The organism is Pseudonocardia kunmingensis (assembly GCF_006716445.1).
Classification (GTDB): Bacteria; Actinomycetota; Actinomycetes; order Mycobacteriales; family Pseudonocardiaceae; genus Pseudonocardia; species Pseudonocardia kunmingensis.
Window position 1 is genome coordinate 312487 of the sequence record NZ_VFPA01000007.1, and the last position, 19287, is coordinate 331773.

24 protein-coding genes are annotated in these 19287 nt (G+C 74.5%); 7 read left to right on the forward strand and 17 right to left on the reverse strand.

Translation table 11 applies throughout. The features are described 5' to 3' along the window. Positions 1-6: 6 nt before the first annotated feature. Positions 7-516 (reverse strand): DUF3830 family protein, encoded by a 510-nt coding sequence (locus FB558_RS40460; RefSeq protein WP_142064209.1) that lies wholly within the window; start codon positions 514-516, stop codon positions 7-9. Positions 517-670: 154 nt separating this feature from the next. On the opposite strand from FB558_RS40460, the gene FB558_RS40465 reads away from it, so the two are divergent. Both FB558_RS40465 and FB558_RS40470 read left to right on the forward strand, forming a co-directional pair. Next, on the forward strand, positions 671-1579 hold the full coding sequence (locus tag FB558_RS40465) for a D-2-hydroxyacid dehydrogenase (protein WP_425468165.1): 909 nt from the start codon (positions 671-673) through the stop codon (positions 1577-1579). Next, complete coding sequence (locus FB558_RS40470; protein ID WP_142064215.1) at positions 1576-2979, forward strand: amidase; 1404 nt, start codon at positions 1576-1578, stop codon at positions 2977-2979. The genes FB558_RS40465 and FB558_RS40470 overlap by 4 nt, the downstream gene beginning before the upstream one ends. A gap of 84 nt (positions 2980-3063) precedes the next feature. Here FB558_RS40470 and tatB read toward each other — a convergent pair whose 3' ends face one another. From tatB to sigE, 4 genes are all read right to left on the reverse strand, one after another. Then, positions 3064-3459 carry a Sec-independent protein translocase protein TatB gene (tatB, locus tag FB558_RS40475; RefSeq protein ID WP_142064218.1) on the reverse strand — a complete coding sequence of 132 codons (396 nt, stop codon included), beginning with the start codon at positions 3457-3459 and terminating at the stop codon, positions 3064-3066. A gap of 15 nt (positions 3460-3474) precedes the next feature. Then, on the reverse strand, positions 3475-5043 hold the full coding sequence (locus tag FB558_RS40480; protein WP_142064221.1) for a S1C family serine protease: 1569 nt from the start codon (positions 5041-5043) through the stop codon (positions 3475-3477). 95 nt (positions 5044-5138) lie between these two features. Further along, the gene (locus FB558_RS40485; RefSeq protein WP_142064224.1) at positions 5139-5798 is read right to left on the reverse strand and encodes an anti-sigma factor family protein; all 660 of its coding nucleotides are present in this window, start codon (positions 5796-5798) and stop codon (positions 5139-5141) included. Next, on the reverse strand, positions 5795-6379 hold the full coding sequence (gene sigE / locus FB558_RS40490) for an RNA polymerase sigma factor SigE (RefSeq protein WP_142064227.1): 585 nt from the start codon (positions 6377-6379) through the stop codon (positions 5795-5797). Before sigE ends, FB558_RS40485 begins: the two co-directional genes overlap by 4 nt. Before the next feature lie 184 nt (positions 6380-6563). Here sigE and FB558_RS40495 point away from each other — a divergent pair, with 184 nt between their 5' ends. Further along, positions 6564-7211, forward strand: coding sequence for an O-methyltransferase (locus tag FB558_RS40495; protein ID WP_142064230.1), 648 nt, complete (start codon positions 6564-6566; stop codon positions 7209-7211). A gap of 16 nt (positions 7212-7227) precedes the next feature. On the opposite strand, the gene glgC is transcribed toward FB558_RS40495, so the two are convergent. Beyond that, complete coding sequence (gene glgC / locus FB558_RS40500; RefSeq protein WP_246107118.1) at positions 7228-8478, reverse strand: glucose-1-phosphate adenylyltransferase; 1251 nt, start codon at positions 8476-8478, stop codon at positions 7228-7230. A gap of 143 nt (positions 8479-8621) precedes the next feature. Between glgC and glgA the strand changes: the two genes are divergently transcribed. Further along, on the forward strand, positions 8622-9782 hold the full coding sequence (gene glgA, locus FB558_RS40505; protein ID WP_211367188.1) for a glycogen synthase: 1161 nt from the start codon (positions 8622-8624) through the stop codon (positions 9780-9782). On the opposite strand, the gene FB558_RS45385 is transcribed toward glgA, so the two are convergent. Next, positions 9764-10357 (reverse strand): CGNR zinc finger domain-containing protein, encoded by a 594-nt coding sequence (locus tag FB558_RS45385; RefSeq protein ID WP_142064236.1) that lies wholly within the window; start codon positions 10355-10357, stop codon positions 9764-9766. The genes glgA and FB558_RS45385 overlap by 19 nt on opposite strands. A 73-nt stretch (positions 10358-10430) precedes the next feature. Between FB558_RS45385 and FB558_RS43680 the strand changes: the two genes are divergently transcribed. After that, positions 10431-10607 carry a hypothetical protein gene (locus tag FB558_RS43680; RefSeq protein WP_170231790.1) on the forward strand — a complete coding sequence of 59 codons (177 nt, stop codon included), beginning with the start codon at positions 10431-10433 and terminating at the stop codon, positions 10605-10607. 107 nt (positions 10608-10714) lie between these two features. Here the strand turns inward: FB558_RS43680 and FB558_RS40515 are convergent, their stop codons facing one another. The 8 genes from FB558_RS40515 to dapE form a co-directional block, all read right to left on the reverse strand. After that, entirely contained in the window at positions 10715-10882 is a 168-nt protein-coding gene (locus tag FB558_RS40515) for a DUF3117 domain-containing protein (protein WP_142064239.1), read from the reverse strand. A gap of 164 nt (positions 10883-11046) precedes the next feature. Further along, complete coding sequence (locus FB558_RS40520) at positions 11047-11643, reverse strand: DNA-3-methyladenine glycosylase I (protein ID WP_142064242.1); 597 nt, start codon at positions 11641-11643, stop codon at positions 11047-11049. Further along, positions 11636-12100 (reverse strand): SRPBCC family protein, encoded by a 465-nt coding sequence (locus FB558_RS40525; protein ID WP_142064245.1) that lies wholly within the window; start codon positions 12098-12100, stop codon positions 11636-11638. Before FB558_RS40525 ends, FB558_RS40520 begins: the two co-directional genes overlap by 8 nt. Then, a complete protein-coding gene (locus tag FB558_RS40530) occupies positions 12097-12462 on the reverse strand; it encodes a DivIVA domain-containing protein (RefSeq protein WP_142064248.1) in 366 nt (121 codons plus the stop codon). Before FB558_RS40530 ends, FB558_RS40525 begins: the two co-directional genes overlap by 4 nt. A 27-nt stretch (positions 12463-12489) precedes the next feature. Then, positions 12490-13419: a glucosyl-3-phosphoglycerate synthase gene (locus tag FB558_RS40540; protein WP_142064251.1), complete on the reverse strand. Its 930-nt coding sequence runs from the start codon at positions 13417-13419 to the stop codon at positions 12490-12492. Between the two features lie 21 nt (positions 13420-13440). Beyond that, the gene (locus FB558_RS40545) at positions 13441-13995 is read right to left on the reverse strand and encodes an LOG family protein (protein WP_142064254.1); all 555 of its coding nucleotides are present in this window, start codon (positions 13993-13995) and stop codon (positions 13441-13443) included. Beyond that, a complete protein-coding gene (locus FB558_RS40550) occupies positions 13995-14759 on the reverse strand; it encodes an LOG family protein (RefSeq protein WP_142064258.1) in 765 nt (254 codons plus the stop codon). The genes FB558_RS40545 and FB558_RS40550 overlap by 1 nt, the downstream gene beginning before the upstream one ends. 26 nt (positions 14760-14785) lie before the next feature. Further along, the gene (dapE, locus tag FB558_RS40555; protein WP_142064261.1) at positions 14786-15847 is read right to left on the reverse strand and encodes a succinyl-diaminopimelate desuccinylase; all 1062 of its coding nucleotides are present in this window, start codon (positions 15845-15847) and stop codon (positions 14786-14788) included. Positions 15848-15931: 84 nt separating this feature from the next. On the opposite strand from dapE, the gene dapD reads away from it, so the two are divergent. Next, a complete protein-coding gene (gene dapD, locus FB558_RS40560) occupies positions 15932-16876 on the forward strand; it encodes a 2,3,4,5-tetrahydropyridine-2,6-dicarboxylate N-succinyltransferase (protein ID WP_425468166.1) in 945 nt (314 codons plus the stop codon). Further along, on the forward strand, positions 16876-17790 hold the full coding sequence (locus FB558_RS40565; RefSeq protein WP_142064264.1) for a CHAD domain-containing protein: 915 nt from the start codon (positions 16876-16878) through the stop codon (positions 17788-17790). Before dapD ends, FB558_RS40565 begins: the two co-directional genes overlap by 1 nt. Before the next feature lie 10 nt (positions 17791-17800). Here the strand turns inward: FB558_RS40565 and dapC are convergent, their stop codons facing one another. Continuing rightward, on the reverse strand, positions 17801-18883 hold the full coding sequence (gene dapC, locus FB558_RS40570) for a succinyldiaminopimelate transaminase (RefSeq protein ID WP_142064267.1): 1083 nt from the start codon (positions 18881-18883) through the stop codon (positions 17801-17803). Next, entirely contained in the window at positions 18880-19206 is a 327-nt protein-coding gene (fdxA, locus tag FB558_RS40575) for a ferredoxin (RefSeq protein WP_075952372.1), read from the reverse strand. The genes dapC and fdxA overlap by 4 nt, the downstream gene beginning before the upstream one ends. Between the last annotated feature and the right edge of the window lie 81 nt (positions 19207-19287).

A 19287-nucleotide genomic window follows, 5' to 3' on the forward strand; every position in this document is an offset into this window, starting at 1 on the left:
CGGTGGCTACCGGGCGTCTGCGGGGTCGAGCCGCTCGTACACCAGCCGCTCGCCGACGCTGCCGGAACGCCAGACGTCGTGGCAGGCCTCGGCCATGCCGTCGAGACCCTCGACGATCGTGGCGTAGACGTTGCCCGGCACCCAGCCGACATCGCCGTTGATCAGTAGGTTGTTGCGGCCGTAGAAGATCGCGAGGTCGATGCCGCCCTCGTCCTGGTCGATGCCCTGGTCGGCCTTGAACGCGCTGTCGAGCACGCCGCCTGCGAAGTCGAACAGCACGACGTCGCCCGGGATCGGCGTGATCGTGGTGTTCTCCCTGGCGATCTGCGCGAACCGCGGCACGATCGTGTAGACCTCGTTGCGCGCGTACTTGGCGTGCTGCGCGTCGCCGCCGAGCGGACCGCCCTCGAGCGCCTGCCAGACGGCGGCGCTGGTGCGCGGGGCGTCCTTCTCCAGGAGCTCGGCCACGCAGGACACAGCACGACGGGCGAGGGTGATGCGGATGAACTTCGACATGAGCCGCTCCCGGCGTCCGAGGGGTACCGCAGCGCCGCGGATTGTTGACAATAGTACGAGCGCTTCCTAGCGTGTCAATGGTCGTGCCCCGGCTCGGGAAGGTCTCGCCGAATTGCCCGTTTCTGCAGGTCAGCGTGCCACCCCGACGATCACCGTGTTGCACGGTGACGATCGTCCGCCGGGCCTCGAGGAAGAGGGCCTGCGCTTCGCCACCGCCGACACCCTGGCCCAGGCCCTGCCCGGCACCGAGGTGCTGCTCGTCTGGGACTTCACCTCCGACGCCGTCCGCGACGCCTGGCCGGCCGCCGACTCCGTGCGCTGGGTGCACACCGCCAGCGCCGGCGTCGACCGGCTCACCTTCCCCGGCCTGCTCTCCGCGCCCGTCACCCTGACGAACTCGCGCGGGGTGTTCGACGCGCCCATGGCGGAGTACGTGCTCGGACTGGTCCTCGCCATGGCCAAGGACCTCCCCGGCACCCTCGCCGCGCAGGCGCGGCGCGAGTGGCGCCACCGCGAGACCGAGCCCGTCGCCGGCCGCACCGCCGTGGTCGTGGGGGGCGGCCCGATCGGGCGCGCGATCGCCCGCCTGCTCGAGGCCGTCGGGATGGTGGTGGAGCTGGTCGGGCGCCGCGACTTCGACGGCCTGCCCCGGCTGCTCCCCCGCGCCGACTGGCTCGTGCTCGCCGCGCCGCTCACCGACGCCACGCGCGGCATGCTCGACGCCGACGCGCTCGCGCTGCTGCGACCCTCGGCCCGGGTGATCAACGTGGGCCGGGGAGCCCTGGTCGTCGAGCCCGACCTCGTCGAGGCGCTGCGGGCGGGCCGCATCGCAGGCGCCGCGCTCGACGTCTTCGCGGCCGAGCCCCTCCCGGCGGGCTCACCGCTGTGGGAGCTGCCCGGGGTGATCGTCTCGCCCCACATGTCCGGGGACCTCATCGGCTGGCGCGAGTCGCTGGTGGAGGTCTTCCGCGACAACCTCGCCCGCTACCGCGCGGGCGAACCGCTGCGCAACGTCGTGGACAAGTCCCTCGGCTACGTGACGACCTCGGGAGCATCGGCATGACCACGCAGCACACGACGGACCGCATCGCGGACCTCACCGCGACCGAGCTCGTCGCCGCCTACCGCTCCGGGGAGCTCTCGCCGGTGGAGGCCACCGAGGCCGCGCTGCGCCGCATCGAGCGCCACGACGGGGATGTCAACGCGTTCTGCCTCGTCGACGCGGACGGGGCGCTCGAGAGCGCGAAGGCGTCGGCGGACCGCTGGCAGCGCGGCGAGCCCGTCGGGGTGCTCGACGGCGTCCCGACCTCGATCAAGGACATCCTGCTGACCCGCGGCTGGCCCACCCGGCGCGGTTCGCGCACCGTGGACCCGGCGGGCCCGTGGGACGTCGACGGCCCGCACGTCGCGCGGGTGCGCGAGCAGGGCGCCGTGCTGCTGGGCAAGACCACCACGCCCGAGCTGGCCTGGAAGGGCGTCACCGACAACCCGCTCACCGGCGTCACCCGCAACCCGTGGGACACCACCCGCACCGCCGGTGGCTCGTCGGGCGGGAGCGCGGCCGCGGTGGCGTTCGGGATGGGCCCGCTGAGCCTGGGCACCGACGGCGGCGGCTCGGTGCGCATCCCCGCCGCCTTCACCGGGACCACCACCCTCAAGCCCACCTACGGGCGGGTGCCGCACCACCCGGCGAGCCCCTTCGGCACGCTCGCGCACGTCGGACCGATGACGCGCACGGCCGCCGACGCGGCGCTGCTGCTCGACGTCGTGTCCGGCGCCGACACCCGCGACCCGTGGGCGCTGGCCCCCACCGACCCGGCCGTGGCCGCGCTGGAGGGCGGCGTGGCGGGGCTGCGGATCGCGGTGAGCCCCACGCTGGGCTACGTCGACGTGCACCCCGGCGTCGCGGCGGCGTTCGCGGCCGCGGTGCGGGTGTTCACCGAGCTGGGCGCCGACGTCGAGGAGGCCGACCCCGGGTTCACCGACCCGGTCGAGGCGTTCGAGCTGCTGTGGTTCGCCGGCGTGGCGAAGTCGCTCGAGAACACCGGCCCCGCCGCGCGGGCGCAGATGGACCCGGGGCTCGTCGCCGTCGCCGAGCAGGGCGCGCGGGCCTCGGCCGTGGAGTACCTGGGCGCGATGGCGGTGCGCAACGACCTCGGCGCCCGCATGGGCGAGTTCCACAGCCGCTACGACCTGCTGCTCACCCCGACGGTGCCGATCCCCGCCTTCGAGGCCGGGGTCGAGGTGCCCGCGGGCTGGCCCCGGGAGCGCTGGACGTCCTGGACCCCGTTCACCTACCCGTTCAACATGACCCAGCAGCCGGCGGCGAGCGTGCCGTGCGGGTTCACCGCCGGCCTCCCGGTGGGCCTGCAGATCGTCGGCCCCCGGCACGCCGACAACGCGGTGCTGGCTGCGGCCCACGCGTTCCAGCAGGCGACGGACTGGCACACCCACCGCCCCTGAACCACGCACCACGCACCTTGGAGCCGTACTGCTGTTCCTGAGACGCCAGGACAGCGCTATGGCTCCAAGGTGCGGCAGTGTGGGTTAGGTGGCGTCCGGGTCGACCGGGGGGACCTCGTTCTTCGTGAGGATCGGGGGCGTCGGCGCCGGGGGTGGGGTGCTCTTCGTCATGTTCGGCTTCGGGGCGTGGCCGTTGGGCTTCGGCGCGGGCGGGTCGTCGTCGAACAGGGTGCGCTGGACCGCCGTGCGGGGGTTGAAGTTGCGCAGGCCCCGCAGCTCCTCGAGCGGCTTGCGCAGCTCGTCGAACTCCGGGCCGAGCTCGCCGCGCAGCTGCTCCCGCGCCCCGGTGGCGTAGTCGCGGACCTGGCGGATGGCGCGGGCGGCCCACGCGGCCGCGGACGGCAGGCGCTCGGGGCCGAGGATGAACAGCCCGGCCACGATCAACACGACGATCTCGCCCCAGCCGATGCTGTCGAACACGATGCCAGCCTACTGTCAGTCCGAGCCGAGGACGACCGACACGGTGAGCGGCCTGCCCTCGCGGATCAGCTCGACCGCCACGGTGTCGCCGGGGTTGTGCTCGCGGTAGGCGACGACGAGCTCGTCGGCGCCGGCGATCGGCCGCTCCCCGAGCCGGACGATCACGTCGCCCTCGATGATGCCCGCCGCCTCGGCCGAGCCGCCCTGCTGGACGTTCTGCACCTGCGCGCCGTCGGTGGTGCCGTCGCTGACGGAGCGGGCGTTGATGCCGATCTCGGCGTGGGTGACCGCGCCACCGCGGATGAGCTCCTCGGCGATGCCGCGGGCGTCGTCGATGGGGATCGCGAACCCGAGACCGATGGAGCCGCCCTCGCCCATGCCGAGGCTGCGGATCGCGGTGTTGATGCCGACGACGGCGCCGGTGGAGTCGACCAGGGGCCCGCCCGAGTTGCCCGGGTTGATGGCCGCGTCGGTCTGGACGGCGTCGATCACCGCGTTGGTGTCCGTGCCGGCGCCGTCCAGGCGCACCGGGCGGTTCACGGCGCTGACGATGCCCTCGGTGACGGTGCCCGCCAGGCCCAGCGGGGAGCCGATGGCGATCACCCCGTCGCCCACGGCGAGCTCGCTCGAGGACCCGATCGTCGCCACGACCGGGTTGGCCACCTCCACCTTGACGACGGCGAGGTCGGTCTTCGGGTCGCGGCCGACGATCTGCGCGCCGGTGCGCGTGCCGTCGTGGAACACGGCCTCGATCTGGGCGCCGCTCGCCTCGGCCGCCGGGGCGACCACGTGGTTGTTGGTGAGCACGTAGCCGGCCGGGTCGATGATGACGCCCGAGCCGCCGCCGCCCTCGTCCCCCACGCGGATCTCGAACGAGACGACGGCGGGCACGGTGCGGCGGGCGATGTCGGCGACCGAACCCGGCGGCCGCTCCCGCGCCTCGACCGACTGCGTGATGGTGGGATCGGGGTCGGTGAGCCCGTCGGCGCCCTCGGCGGTGAAGCGGCCGACGAGGCCGCCCGCCGCGCCGACGAGCACCGCGATGACGCCGAGCGCGATGAGCGCCTTCGGGTCGACCCGCTTGCCGAAGAGCACCTCGCGCAGGCTGAGCCGCGCGCCCTCCCCCCGGACGGCCGAGCCGTTGCGGGACGGCGGGCCCGCGGGCGGTCCGAGCGCGGCCGCGCTCTCCGGGTCGCGCCACGGGTCGCGTTCGGCGCCGTCGGTCCAGAACGCGTCGTCGCCGTGCGCACCGCCGCCCCGTGCGCCCGCGCCGTTCTCGGGGCGCTGCAGCGACGGCGCGGAGGGGTCTGGCCTGCCGAACGCGCTCGCCAGCGCGGCGGGCGGTGGGGCCACGAGCGTGGTGCGCGAGGGCGGCGTGGAACCGTTGCGCGGCGCGGCGAAGCCGCCGTCGATGCCGCCGGGCCGCCCGAACACCGCGGCGACCGCGGGATCGACGGCCGGGCGTTCGATCGGTCGTGGTCCGAGACGCGGCACCGCGTCGTCCCCGGCCGGTGGCTGCGGCGTCTCGGCGTCGGGGTCCTGGCGATCACCCGAACGCTCCGCGGGAGTGCTGCGCTCGTTCATCGCTCGACGGGCTCCTGGACTGGGTGGACCGGACCCCACCAGCCTGCCTCAGCGGCGGTGAAGTCTGCGTAGCCGGCGGGCCGCGGGTAGGCGGTTCAGGGTCGGTCGGGAACCGGGCCGGGAACGTGGTCGAGCGGCGGCGCCGTGGTGGGCGCGACGGGCGTGGGAGTGGCCGACGGAGCCTGCGGGGGCGGCGGGAGCTGCAGCCGCGCGTCGACGGGGACCGCGCCGCCACGCACCTCGCCCGGCCGGCTCGGCACCGGGTCGGGCTGGCCGTCCGCCGCCGTGGGGAGGGCGAACGCGATGGCACCGATGGCGAGCCCGGAGACGGCGACACCGGTGCCGAGCCGCAGCCCCCGGTGCGGGCGCCTGCCGTGCACCGACGGGGTGAACGTGTCGGAGCGCTGCGGCGCGACCCGCTCGGGGCGCAGCACGGAGACGAACTGGCCCTCGGGCGTGACCGCGAGCCCCGCCGGCGGGGCCGGGAGGTCGGTGTCCTGCGGGATGGAGCGCAGGCTGGAGAGCAGCGAGGTGGGCAGGCTGGGGCAGTCGGCAGTGCGGAGCGCGGCGCGCGCCTGCCCCTGGGCGACCACCTGGGCGGCGCATTCGCGGCACTGGGAGAGGTGCTGGGTGGCCCGCAGCTGCGGACCGGGCGCGAGCTCGTCGTCGACGTAGGCGACGATGGCGTCGGACGACAGGTGATCATGACCCCAGTCCGGGGTGGTCACCGAGATGCGCCAACGCCCTGAGCTCACGCGCGAACCTCCTCGACTTCCGCCCGGCGACGCTCCAGCGCACTGCGCAGCGCAGCCCGGCCACGGTGGATCCTGCTCCTCACCGTACCCAGCTTCACGCCGAGGGTGGCGCCGATCTCCTCGTAGGAGAGCCCTTCCACGTCACACAGCACGACCGCCGCACGGAACTCCGGGGGCAGCTCGTCCAGGGCGGCCTGCAGCTTGGGGTCGAGGTGGGTGTCGGAGAACACCTTCTCCGGCTCGGGCCCGCTACCGGGAAGCCGGTCGGTGTCCTCGGGCAGCGCCTCCATCCGGATGCGGGAGCGGCGGCGCACCATGTCCAGGAACAGGTTCGTGGTGATGCGGTGCAGCCAGCCCTCGAACGTGCCGGGCTTGTAGGAGGCCAGGGAGCGGAACACCCGGACGAACGTCTCCTGGGTGAGGTCCTCGGCGTCGTGCGGGTTGCCGGTGAGCCGGTAGGCGAGGCGGTAGACGCGGTCGGCGTGCTCGCGCACCACGTCGTCCCAGCTCGGAGGCGTCCAGTCGGCCCCGTCACCGGGCAGCACGGTACTGCTCGACAACGCGGCTGAGCCCTCGCTCATGGTCGGGTGCCACCTCCTGCGGCGGGTCGTGCCTCCGGTCAACGGAGCACCGGAGCGTGAAGTTCCCGGTACCCCCACGGCCGACGACCCCGACCGATGGCCCCTACGGTGCCCGATACCCGTGAAAGTCGGGTGAGAACCGGCTGAGAGGAGCCTGATAGAACGGGCTCGGTAGCCTTCAACCATGTGGGTCCCGGACGCAGCCACCGACCTGTGGGCGCTGCGCGACCACGTCGCATCCTACCTGGCGGAGGACGACGCGCTACTGGCCGCGCGAGCGGCTGCGGCCCGGGCGGGCTGCGTGCCCGTGGAGCCGGACGCGGGGGCCGCCCTGCGGTTCCTGGCCGCCACGATCGGCGCGCGCGCCGTCGTGGAGGTCGGCACGGGCACCGGGGTGAGCGGGCTGTGGCTGCTCCACGGGATGGCCGTCGACGGGGTGTTGACCTCGATCGACGTCGACCCGGAGCACCAGCGCGTCGCCCGGGGCGGGTTCACCGAGGCCGGGTACGGGCCGTCCCGGTTCCGGCTGATCAACGGGATGGGGCTCGAGGTGCTGCCCCGGCTCACCGACGCCGGGTACGACCTGGTCTTCGTCGACGCGGGTGCGGCCGACCACGCGCGCTACCTCGACGAGGCCGTGCGCCTGCTGCGCCCCGGCGGGATCGTGGTCCTCGCGGGAGTACTCACCGCGAACGTCCTCGACCCGGAGGCCGACGACACCGTGACGCTGGCGCAGCGCGAGGTGTCCCACCAGGTGCGGCAGGACGAGCGGCTCGTCCCGGTGCTGCTCCCCCTCGGTGACGGGCTCCTCGCCGCGCTGAAGCGCGGCTGACGCACCGGAACCGGGCTCAGAGGGCCGTGGCGCCCTTGCCCAGCACCACGACGCCGCCCTGGCTCACCGTGTAGCGGGCGCGGTCCAGCGCGAGGTCGACGCCCACGAGGGCGCCGTCGGGGATCACGACGTTCTTGTCCAGGATCGCCCCGCGGACCACCGCACCCCGCCCGACGCGCGCGCCGGGGAGCACGACGGAGTCCGACACCTCGGCCCCCGCGTCGATCCGCACGTTGGGGCTGATCACCGAGCGGCGCACGATCGCCCCGGAGATGATCGTGCCGGCCCCGACGATCGAGTCCTGCGCGATGCCGCCCTCCACGAACTTCGCCGGGGGCAGCGGCGCCATCGCCGTGCGGATCGGCCAGTTCTGGTTGTAGAGGTTGAAGATCGGGTGGACCGAGACGAGGTCGGTGTGCGCCTCGTAGAACGCGTCGACGGTGCCGACGTCGCGCCAGTAGCCGGCGTCCCGGTCGGTGGCCCCGGGCACGACGTTGTCGGCGAAGTCGTACACGGCGGCGTCGCCCTGCCCGACCAGGCGCGGGATGATGTCGCCGCCCATGTCGTGGTCGGAGTCGCCGTCCTCCGCGTCGGCGCGCAGCGCCTCGAGCAGCACCTCGGTGGTGAAGATGTAGTTGCCCATGGAGGCGAACGTCACGTCGGGGTCGTCGGGCACCGACGGCGGGTCGGAGGGCTTCTCCAGGAAGTCGGTGATCCTGCCGTCCGGATCAGAGTTGATCACGCCGAACGCCTTGGCCTCCGCGCGCGGCACCCGGATCCCCGCGACCGTGACGCCCGCGCCGCTCTCGATGTGGCGGGCGAGCATCTGGCCGGGGTCCATCCGGTAGACGTGGTCGGCGCCGAACACCGCGATGTAGTCGGGCCGCTCGTCGTAGACGAGGTTGAGGCTCTGGAAGATCGCGTCGGCGCTGCCGGTGTACCAGCGGCGGCCGAGCCGCTGCTGGGCAGGCACCGTGGTGATGTACTGGCCGAGCACGCTGGACAGGCGCCAGGTGGTGGAGATGTGGCGGTCCAGGGAGTGGGACTTGTACTGCGTGAGCACGCAGATGCGGTGCATCCCCGAGTTCACCAGGTTCGACAGCACGAAGTCGATCAGGCGGTAGTTGCCGCCGAACGGCACTGCGGGCTTGGCGCGGTCGGCGGTGAGCGGCCACAGCCGCTTGCCCTCACCCCCGGCGAGCACGATCCCCAGGACGTTGGCGCCCATCACGAGCCGTGAGGCGGGCGACATCCGCGCCGCCGTCATGCGTGTGCTCCGATCGCGGCCCGTGGGGCCGGGCTCGCCGGCAGGGTCGTCACGCAGCCGACCCTAGTGCTCCCCGACGGTGTCGGGCCACCGGAACGGTGGGTGACACCGCGAACGGGCCGCCGATGCCCTACCGTTCGCGCGTGCGGATCGGCCTGCTCACCCGCGAGTACCCCCCGGACGTCTACGGGGGTGCCGGCGTGCACGTGGAGCACCTCGTCCCGGCGGTGCGCCGCCTGGTGGACGTCGACGTGCACTGCTTCGGCGAGCCGCGCAGCGGGCAGCCGGACACCCACGCGCACCTGCCACCCCCGTCGCTGGCCGACGCCAACCCCGCGCTGCAGACGCTGGGCGTGGACCTGTCGATGGTCGCCGCGCTCGGCAGCGTGGACGTTGTCCACTCCCACACCTGGTACGCGAACATGGCGGGCCACCTCGCGAAGGTGCTGCACGGCGTGCCGCACGTGGTGACCGCGCACTCGCTGGAGCCGCGCAGGCCGTGGAAGGCCGAGCAGCTCGGCGGCGGGTACCGGCTCTCGTCCTGGGTGGAGCGCACCGCCTACGAGGCCGCCGACGGGGTCATCGCCGTCAGCGCCGGGATGCGCCGCGACGTGCTGGACTGCTACCCCGCCCTCGACCCGGGCCGGGTGCACGTGGTGCACAACGGCATCGACACCGCCTTCTACCACCCCGACCCGGCGCGGGACGCGGTGCGCGCGGCGGGGGTCGACCCGGACCGGCCCAGCGTGGTGTTCGTCGGTCGCATCACGCGCCAGAAGGGGCTCGCCCACCTCGTCGCGGCCGCGCACCGGATCGACCCGAACGCCCAGGTCGTGCTGTGCGCGGGCGCGCCCGACACACCGGAGATCGCCGCGGAGACCGAGGCCGCCGTGGCGGAGCTGGCCGCCGCCCGCCCCGGCGTGGTGTGGGTGCGCCGGATGCTGCCCACCGCCGAGGTGCGCCAGCTGCTGTCCGCAGCCACCGTGTTCGTCTGCCCGTCGGTGTACGAGCCGCTCGGCATCGTCAACCTGGAGGCGATGGCGTGCGGCACCGCCGTGGTCGCCTCCGACGTGGGCGGGATCCCCGAGGTGGTCGCCGACGGCGAGACCGGCCTGCTGGTGCACCTGGACGAGGGCGACGAGGCCGGGTTCCGCGATGGGCTCGCCGACGCCGTGAACGCGCTGCTGGCCGACCCGGCCCGCGCCGACGCGATGGGCGCCGCCGGCCGGGCGCGCGCCGAGCGCGAGTTCAGCTGGGCGCAGGCGGCGGACCGCACGGTGGAGATCTACCGCGCGCTGGGCTGAGCGGTCCTGCGGGCCTCGCCGGGTGCCGCACCGGCCGCCCGGGCCCGTGCCCGCGCGCGGTGCGCGGCCACCGCGGAGCGGTTGGCGCAGGCCGCCGAGCAGTAGCGGCGCGCGGCGTTGCGGGAGGAGTCGGCGAACACCTTGGCGCACCCGTCGGCGGCGCAGCGGCCGTGGCGGGAGATGCCGTACTCGGACACGAGCATCGCCAGCGCGAACGCGGTGGTGGCCCGCATCCGGTCGACGAGTCCCGCCTCCGGCGCCGCGTAGTGCAGGTGCCAGCCCTCGGTGTCGTCGTGGCAGGTCAGGTGCGGCTCGACGGAGACGTCGACCAGCAGGGCGTTGATCGCGGCCGCCGCCTCCTCGACCGTCGAGACCTCGAACGCGGTGCGCAGCCTGCGCGCCCACGCCCGCAGCGCCGGTTCGATGCTGTCCGGGGCGTCCATCGCGTGGTAGGCGTGCGCGACGAGCACGCCGCGCAGCTGGTCGGGCACCCGCCCCTCGGGGTCCTCGATCACCGCGTTCACCAGGTCGACGGCCGCACCGAGGGCGTCGCTGCGGTAACCGATGAAGTCCACTGGGCTATTACTACCACAGCCTCCTGCGGTAAGGTCCCAACGGAGTAGAGCTATTACCGAGGGGAGGCGCGCCATGCGGTGCGCGCAGTGCGGGTGGCCCAGCGACGAGACCGAGGTGCTGTCCACGCACCCCACGTCGCAGGGGTGGGTGCGGTACCGGCGCTGCGTGTGCGGCAGGGTCGCCATCGAGGTGGTGACGCCGGGCGGGGCCGGGGGGCCGCAGGTGGCGGGGGCCGACGCGCGGCAGTAGCCGCGCGAGCCGGCAACAGGGGCGACGAAGAACGGCACCGGCGGACGACTGCGGTCGTCCGCCGGTGCCGTTCGGGGAACCGGGCCCGCACGAGGCGGGCGGCGCGCTCAGCCGGAGGCGGCCTTGAGTGCGTCGCCGAGGTTGCTGGCCTCCTCGGCGGACATCTCGACGACCAGGCGGCCGCCACCCTCGAGGGGGACGCGCATCACGATGCCCCGACCCTCCTTGGTCACCTCCAGGGGACCATCACCGGTCCGGGGCTTCATCGCCGCCATCTCCTGCCTCCTCCATCTGTAGTGGCCAGAGCCGTTGGCATCGCGGAACGTTGCCGCTGCGCCGGGGAGAGCGCGCGGCGAGGATGCTGGGAACATCTTTCCTCATCGACCGGACAGGAGTGAAACCGGAGCGATCTACCTCGCGCCGTGTTCACCCTGCGAAGTCACGGGGTCGCAGCCCGCCAGCACTCCGCGATGTGGTCGTCCACCATCCCGGTGGCCTGCATGAGCGCGTAGCAGGTCGTCGGTCCGACGAAGCGCATACCGGCCCGCTTCAGGGTGCGCGCCATCGCGACGGACTCCGGCGAGGTCGCCGGCACGTCCGCGAGCGTGGCCGGCCGCCGGTGCGCTGCCGGGCCCGGGGCGAAGGACCACAGCAGCTCGTCGAGCGGCCGGTCGAGATCCAGGACGCTCCGCGCGTTGGCGATCGTCGCCTCGATCTTCGCGCGGTTGCGCACGATCCCCGCGTCCGCGAGCAGCCGCGCGACGTCGGCGTCGCCGAACGCCGCGACGGCGGCCGGGTCGAAGCCGGCGAAGGCCGCCCGGAACGCCGGTCGCTTGCGCAGGATCACCAGCCACGACAGACCGGACTGGAAGCCCTCCAGGCTCATCCGCTCGAACAGCGCGGTGACGCCGTGCAGCGGGCGGCCCCACTCCTCGTCGTGGTAGGCGACGTACTCGGGGGCCGAGCCGGCCCACCCGCAGCGGACGCGCCCGTCCCCGCCGGTTGCGGTCGTCGACGCGGAGGACGGTTCAGCCACGGCTGCTGTGCTCCTGCTCGCACTGGCGGGCCATGCGGCGCAACGAGTGCGCGACGCCGGCCCCGAACGCCGGGCGCAGCACCCGCCAGCCGAGCGCACCGAGGCGCCCCAGCGGCAGGTCCAGCAGCTCCGACCACAACACCCGGGCCCGGTCGGCGCCGACCGGGACCACCTCGAACACCCCGTCGCCGCGCACCACGCGACCGAGGTGGCGCACGACGCAGCGCCGCGGCGGCAACCACTCCACGATCTCCATGCGGTCGGTGACGCCGAGCGGCCCGACCCCGGTGACGGCCTCCAGGCGGGCGCCCATCCGCCTGCCGTCACCCTCGCCGAGGGTGCGCACGCGGGTTCCGAGCATCCAGTCGCCCTGCCGTTCCCAGTCGGTGACCTTCCGCCAGACGGCCTCCGGGGGCGCCGCCACGTCGACCGGCACCGTGAGCTCGACGCGCGTCACCGCTCCCCCTCGCGGACGGTGCCGTCGGGGTACCCGCTCGCGTGGGTGGGCCGCCGCTGCGACTCCAGCTCCGCGACGCGGGCCGCGAGCCCGTCGCGCTGCGCGCCCGTGCGGTCCAGCTCGTCGGCGAGCCGGTCGAGGACCCAGTCGACCTCGTCCATCCGGTAGCCGCGGACGGCCTGCTGGAAGCGCAGCCCGCGCACGTCGTCACCGGCGATGGCGCCCGCGGGCAACCGGGTGGGCGTGACGCCGGGCGGCAGCGGCGCGAGCTCCTCGCCGCGGCCGAACACGAGCGAGGCCAGGCCGAAGATCGCGGCCCCCACCGCCGCGACGACCAACAGGTAGATCAGCGCGGTCCCCACCCGGCCCATCCCACCACGGCCACGGGGTCACCGCACCAGCACCTCGCGCATGGGTGGTCGATCGGCGGTCCCGACCGTCGTGGTGCTGGGGAGCCACTCCCCGTCGAGCTGCACGAACTGGGTGAGCGCGCCGCCGGCGTCGGGCACCGCGCAGCGGGCCAGCGCCGCGGCGAGGATCTCCCGCGCCATCACCCCGAGCTGCAGCAACGACCGGTTGCGGTGCTTGCGCACACCCAGGTTCACCTGCGCGATGCCGTCCAGGCCCCGCTGGGAGACGGTGTCGAGGAGCAACCCGATCTCCACCCCGTAGCCGGGCGCGAACGGCACCGACTCCAGCAGCTCGCGGGTGCCCGCGTACTCGCCGCCCAGCGGTTGGACGACGCCGGCGAGCTCGGGCCGCAGCGCGGCCAGCAGCGGGCGCACGAGCAGCTCGGTGACCCGGCCGCCGCCGGTGTCGGCATCCACCGTCTCCAGCCGCAGCGGACGCCGGTAGAAGCCCTTGACCAGCGCGACGTCGGGCTCGGTGAGCAGCGGCCCGAGCAGGGCGGGGACGAAACCGGGGTCGAAGTCGACCAGGTCGGAGTCGAGGAAGCAGACGAGGTCGCCGGTGGTGGCCGCCAGCGAGCGCCACAGCACCTCGCCCTTGCCCGGCACCGGCTCCAGATCGGGCAGGACGTCGCCGCGGTGCACCACGCGCGCACCTGCGGCCGCCGCGACCCGCACGGTCGCGTCGGTGGAGCCGGAGTCGACGACCACCAGCTCGTCGACGAGCGGAGCGGGCCCGCGCGTCAGCGGCACGATCGCCGCGACGATCGCGCCCACGGTGGCCTCCTCGTCGAGGGCGGGCAGCACGACCGAGACCCGCCTGCCGGCCTTCGCCGCCGCCAGCTCCCGGACGCTCCACGCCGGGTCGTGCCAGGTCCGACGGGCGAACCACCGCGCGGTGACCGGGTCCACGGCCTCACCCCTCCACGGAGGTCAGCGCTCCACGCGCCGCGCGCAGGCGTCGAGCGCCTCGTCGACGTCGCCGGCGACCACCAGCCGGCTGATCGCCTCCGGGCGCACGAACCCGCGCTCCCCGAGCCCGTGCACCCACTCCAGCAGGCCCGTGTAGTGGCCGTCGGGGTCGAGCAGCACGACCGGCTTGTCGTGCATCCCCAGGTACCCGGCCGTCCACACCTCGAACAGCTCCTCGCAGGTGCCGACGCCGCCGGGCAGCGCCATGAACGCGTCGGCGTGGGCCTCCATGAGCGCCTTGCGCTCGCGCATCGTGTCGACGACCAGCAGCTCGTCGGAGTCGTGGTCGGCCCACTCGAGGTCGACCAGCGCCTGCGGGATCACGCCGGTGGTGCGGGCCCCGCCCGCCCGGGCCGCGGCGCCCACCGCGCCCATCATCGCCGCCTTCCCGCCGCCGGAGACGAGCTGCCAGCCCCGCGCGGCGATCCCCCGCCCCACCTGCGCGGCCAGCTCGAGGTAGTGCGCGGGCAGCCCCTCGATGGAGCCGCAGTACACGCAGACGGCCAGCGGACCCATCAGTGCGCCTCCTCCCACGCGCGCCACGCCTCCTGCACGATCCGGACCGCGTCGTCGACGTCGTCGGTGAGGTGCAGCAGCGCGAGGTCCTTCTCGCCGATCTTGCCGCTGTCGAGCACGGTCTTGGCGATCCAGTCGTAGAGCCCGCCCCAGTACTCGGTGCCCAGCAGCACCACGGGGAACTTCGTGACCTTCTTGGTCTGCACGAGCGTGAGCGCCTCGAACAGCTCGTCGAGCGTGCCGAACCCGCCGGGCAGGCACACGAACGCCTGCGAGTACTTCACGAACATGGTCTTGCGGGCGAAGAAGTAGCGGAAGTTGATGCCCAGGTCGACCCAGTCGTTGAGGCCCTGCTCGAAGGGCAGCTCGATGCCCAGCCCGACGGAGAACCCGCCCGCGTCCGAGCAGCCCTTGTTGGCCGCCTCCATCACGCCGGGGCCACCACCGGTGATCACCGCGAAGCCGGCCTCGGCCAGCGCGGTGCCCAGCGCCCGGCCCTGCGCGTACTCGAGGTGGTCGCGCGGGGTGCGCGCGGATCCGAAGACGGTGACCGCGCGGGGCAGCTCGGCGAGCATGCCGAAGCCCTCCACGAACTCGGCCTGGATCCGCATGACCCGCCAGGGGTCGGTGTGCACCCAGTCGCTCGGGCCACGCGAGTCCAGCAGCCGCTGGTCGGTGGTGGTGGGCTCGTTGCGCCGCTCCCGGCGCAGCACCACCGGGCCCCGTTGCTTCTCCTCGGGACGCCGGTCACCGTTCGTGCTCATGCTGCTCACAGTAGTGAGCGCGGGTGTCAGCCGAGGAAACGGCGGAGGACGTCGACGGCCTCGGCGATCTTCGCGGGCTCGACGTGCTCCTCGCGGGTGTGGGCGAGGTTCGGGTCACCGGGGCCGTAGTTCAGGGCCGGGATGCCCAGCGCGGCGAAGCGGGAGACGTCGGTCCAGCCGTACTTGGCCGAGGGCCGCGTCCCCGTGGCGGCGAGGAACTCCTGCGCCGCGGGCGCGCCCAGGCCGGGCAGTGCGCCGGGCGAGAGGTCGGTGACGGCGAGCTCGAAGCCGTCGAACACCTCCCGCACGTGCTGCTCGGCCGCGGCCGCGTCGCGGTCGGGCGCGAACCGGAAGTTGACGGTGACCACGCACTCGTCGGGCACGACGTTGCCGGCCACCCCGCCGGCGATCCGCACCGCCTGCAGACCCTCGCGGTAGCGGCACCCGTCGATGTCGACGTCGCGGGCCGCGTACCCGGCCAGCCGCCGCAGCACGGGCTCGGCCGCGTGCACGGCGTTCTCGCCCAGCCAGGAGCGGGCCGAGTGGGCCCGCCGCCCGCGCGTGGTGATCTCGGCGCGCAGCGTGCCCTGGCACCCCGCCTCGACGGCGCCGTTCGTCGGCTCGCCGAGGAGCGCGAGGTCGGCGGCGAGCCAGTCGCGGTGCTCGCGCTCGATGCGCCCGAGCCCGTTGCGGTCGGCCTCGACCTCCTCGCAGTCGTAGAACACGAAGGTCAGGTCGTGGCGCGGCTCCGGGAGGGCCGCGGCGAGGTGGGCGAAGACGGCGTCGCCGGCCTTCATGTCCGACGTGCCGCAGCCGTAGAGCCGGTCACCGTCGCGGCGGCTCGGCACGTTGTCGGCGATCGGGACCGTGTCGATGTGCCCCGCGAGCAGCACCCGCCGCTCCCGGCCCAGTTCCGTGCGGGCGAGCACGGAGTGGCCCGAGCGCAGCACCGACAGGTGCGGGGCCTGCGTCCGCAGGGCCTCCTCGAGGGCGTCGGCGAGCGGCCCCTCCTCCCCCGAGACGCTGGGGACGTCCACGAGCGCGGCGCAGAGGTCGACGGGGTCGGCGGTGAGGTCGAGGTGCGGCACGGCGGCGACGCTACTGGGCGAGCGCCGTCCGGCGGCCCGGCGGCACCGCCCCGGCGGCTCCGGGAGACGCCCGGGCCCGTTAGCGTGGGATGCGTGAGCACCGCACCGCGCATCGAGGGCGCCTCCGGCACCGGCCTGGCCACCGTCACCGCCGACGGCACCGTCCTCGACACCTGGTTCCCCGCCCCCGCTCTCGGTTCCGACGCGCCGGACGTCGCGGCCGATCTGGAACCCCTCACCGGCTCGGACGACGACCGCGGCGTGCGCACGGTCGTCGTGCGCACGGCGATCGCCTCGCTGGCCGACCCGCCCGCCGACGCCTCCGACGCCTACCTGCGGCTGCACCTGCTCAGCCACCGGCTGATCGCGCCCCGCGAGGCGAACATGGACGGCGTGTTCGGCGTGCTCGCCAACGTCGTGTGGACCAACCAGGGCCCGTGCCCCGTTCCGGGCTTCGAGCTGACCCGGGCGCGGCTGCGCGCCCGCGGCACGGTCACCGTCTACGGCGTGGACAAGTTCCCGCGCATGGTCGACTACGTGGTGCCCGAGGGCGTCCGGGTCGCCGACGCCGACCGCGTCCGGCTGGGGGCGCACCTGGCGGCCGGCACCACGGTGATGCACGAGGGCTACGTCAACTACAACGCGGGCACCCTCGGCTCCTGCATGGTCGAGGGGCGCATCTCCGCCGGTGTGGTGGTCGGTGACGGCTCGGACGTCGGCGGCGGCGCCTCGATCATGGGCACGCTGTCCGGGGGCGGCAAGGAGGTGATCTCGGTCGGGAAGCGGTGCCTGCTCGGCGCGAACGCCGGGATCGGCATCTCGCTGGGCGACGACTGCGTCGTCGAGGCCGGGCTGTACGTCACGGCGGGCACCAAGGTCACGCTGCCGGACGGGCACACCGCCATCGCCCGCACGCTGTCCGGGCAGAGCGGCATCCTGCTGCGGCGCAACTCGCTCACCGGGGCCGTCGAGGCGCTGGCGCGCACCGGCGAGGGCATCGCGCTCAACACCGCGCTGCACGCGAACTGATGACGCGGCCCGTGCTCGACCTCCCGGCCCCGGTGTCGGCGGCGCCGTCCGACCCGCCCGCGCACCACGTCCGCGCCGCGCTGGACCTGCGCCTGCGGGCTCTCCTGCGCCACGACCCGGGCACCCGCAGCGGCGCCGACATCGAGGACCTGCACCAGATGCGGGTGGCGGTGCGCCGGATGCGGGCCACGCTGACCGCCGCCCGCCCGCTGCTCGACGCGGGCTGGGCCGGCGTCCTGCGCACGGAGCTGGGCTGGCTGGGCCGCGGGCTCGGGCCGGTGCGCGACCTCGACGTGCTGCTGCTGCGGTTGCGCGCGGAGATCGCCGGGCTGCCCGACCGGGAACGCGCCGCGGGAGGCGTGCTCGTCGAGGCGCTGGAGGCGGAGCGGGTCGAGGCGCGCGCGACGATGCTCGCGGCCCTCGACGACCCGCGCTACACCGCGCTGCTGGAGCGGCTCGCCGACGCGGTCCGGCTCCCGCTGCCCACCCCGTCGGCCACCCGGTCCCAGCCCGACCTGCTCGACCTGCCCCGCACCGAGCTGCGCAAGCTGCGTCGCGACGTGCAGCGGGCGGGCGAGGAGCCGCCCGACGAGGTCCTGCACGCGCTGCGGATCCGCGCGAAGCGCGTGCGCTACACCGGTGAGCTGGTGCGCCCCGCCCTGCGCGGCGAGGCGGCACGCCGAGTGAAGCAGCTGGTCGCCGCGGCGAGCGCCCTGCAGGAGGTGCTCGGCGACCACCAGGACGCGTGCGTGGCCGAGCACCGGGTCCGCGAGCTCCTGGACGGGCTCGGCGAGGTCGTCGACGCCCACGTCGTGTTCGTCGCGGGCCGGCTCGTGGAGCGCGAGCGCACCCGCGCCGAGGCGAAGCGCGCCGAGTGGCGGGCGGCGTGGGCGGAGGTCGACGCGGCAGGCTGAGCCTCGGGCGTCAGGGCTTCAGGCGCGCGACGGCCTCGTCGATCCGCTCGTCGGTGGCGGTGAGCGCCACCCGCACGTGCTGCTCCCCGGCAGGACCGTAGAAGTCGCCGGGGGCCACGAGGATCCCGGACTCGGCCAGCCGGCGCACCGTGGCCCGGCCCAGCTCGCCCGCGGTGGCCCACAGGTACAGCCCGGCCTCGGAGTGGTCGATCCGGTACCCGGCGGCCTCGAACGCGGCCCGCAGGCGGCCCCGGCGCCGGTCGTAGACCCGGGCCTGCGCGCCGACGTGCGCGTCGTCGCCCGCCGCCGCCTCCATCGCCGCCTGCACCGGCCGGGGCACGATCATCCCGGCGTGCTTGCGCACCTCCAGCAGTGCCGCGACGAGCCGCGGGTCGCCCGTGACGAAGCCCGCCCGGTAGCCGGCGAGGCTGGAGGACTTGGACATGGAGTGGACGGCGAGCAGCCCCTCGTGCGAGCCACCGCAGACGTCCGGGTGCAGCACCGAGGGCGCGCCCTGGGACAACGAGAGGTAGCACTCGTCCGACGCCACGACGGCACCGCGCTCGCGGGCCCAGTCGACCACCTTGCGCAGGTGCGCCGCCGGCAGCACCCGCCCCGTGGGGTTGGACGGCGAGTTCAGCCACACCAGCGCGACCCGGCGTGGCCCGAGCGCCGCGGTGGAGTCGGACCGGACGTGCTGCGCGCCGGCGAACCGGGCCCCGACCTCGTAGGTCGGGTAGGCGAGCTCCGGGATCACCACCGTGTCGTCCGCGCCGAGCCCGAGCAGCGTGGGCAGCCAGGCGACCAGCTCCTTCGACCCGATCGTCGGGAGCACCGCGACCGGGTCGACGGTGACGCCGAACCGGCGCCGCAGCGACCCGGCGACCGCGGTGCGCAGGGACTCGGGGCCGTGCGTCGTGGGGTAGCCCGGGACGTCGGCGGCCGGCCCGGCCAGCGCGTCGCGCACGACCGCGGGGACCGGGTCCACCGGGGTGCCCACCGAGAGGTCGACGATCCCGCCGGGGTGGGCGGCCGCCAGCGCCTTGTCCTCGGCGAGGCTGTCCCAGGGGAAGTCGGGGAGCGAGAACGTCACTCGTCGTGCTGCTGCGGCGGCAGGCTCAGGGCCGGCTCGACGTCCCGGTTCACCTTGCCGACCTTCGAGGCGCCGCCGGGCGAGCCCAGCTCGTCGAAGAAGTCGACGTTGGCCTTCGTGTAGGCGCTCCACTGCTCGGGCACGTCGTCCTCGTAGTAGATCGCCTCGACCGGGCACACCGGCTCGCAGGCGCCGCAGTCGACGCACTCGTCGGGGTGGATGTAGAGCATCCGCCCGCCCTCGTAGATGCAGTCGACCGGGCACTCCTCGATGCACGCCTTGTCGAGCAGGTCGACGCAGGGCTCGGCGATCACGTAGGTCACGGACGATCCTCCACGCGGGCGAACTAGGGACGTCCCACAGTATGTCCCGCGCTCCGCGCAGATCGGGAGCGGGGGCGGTGT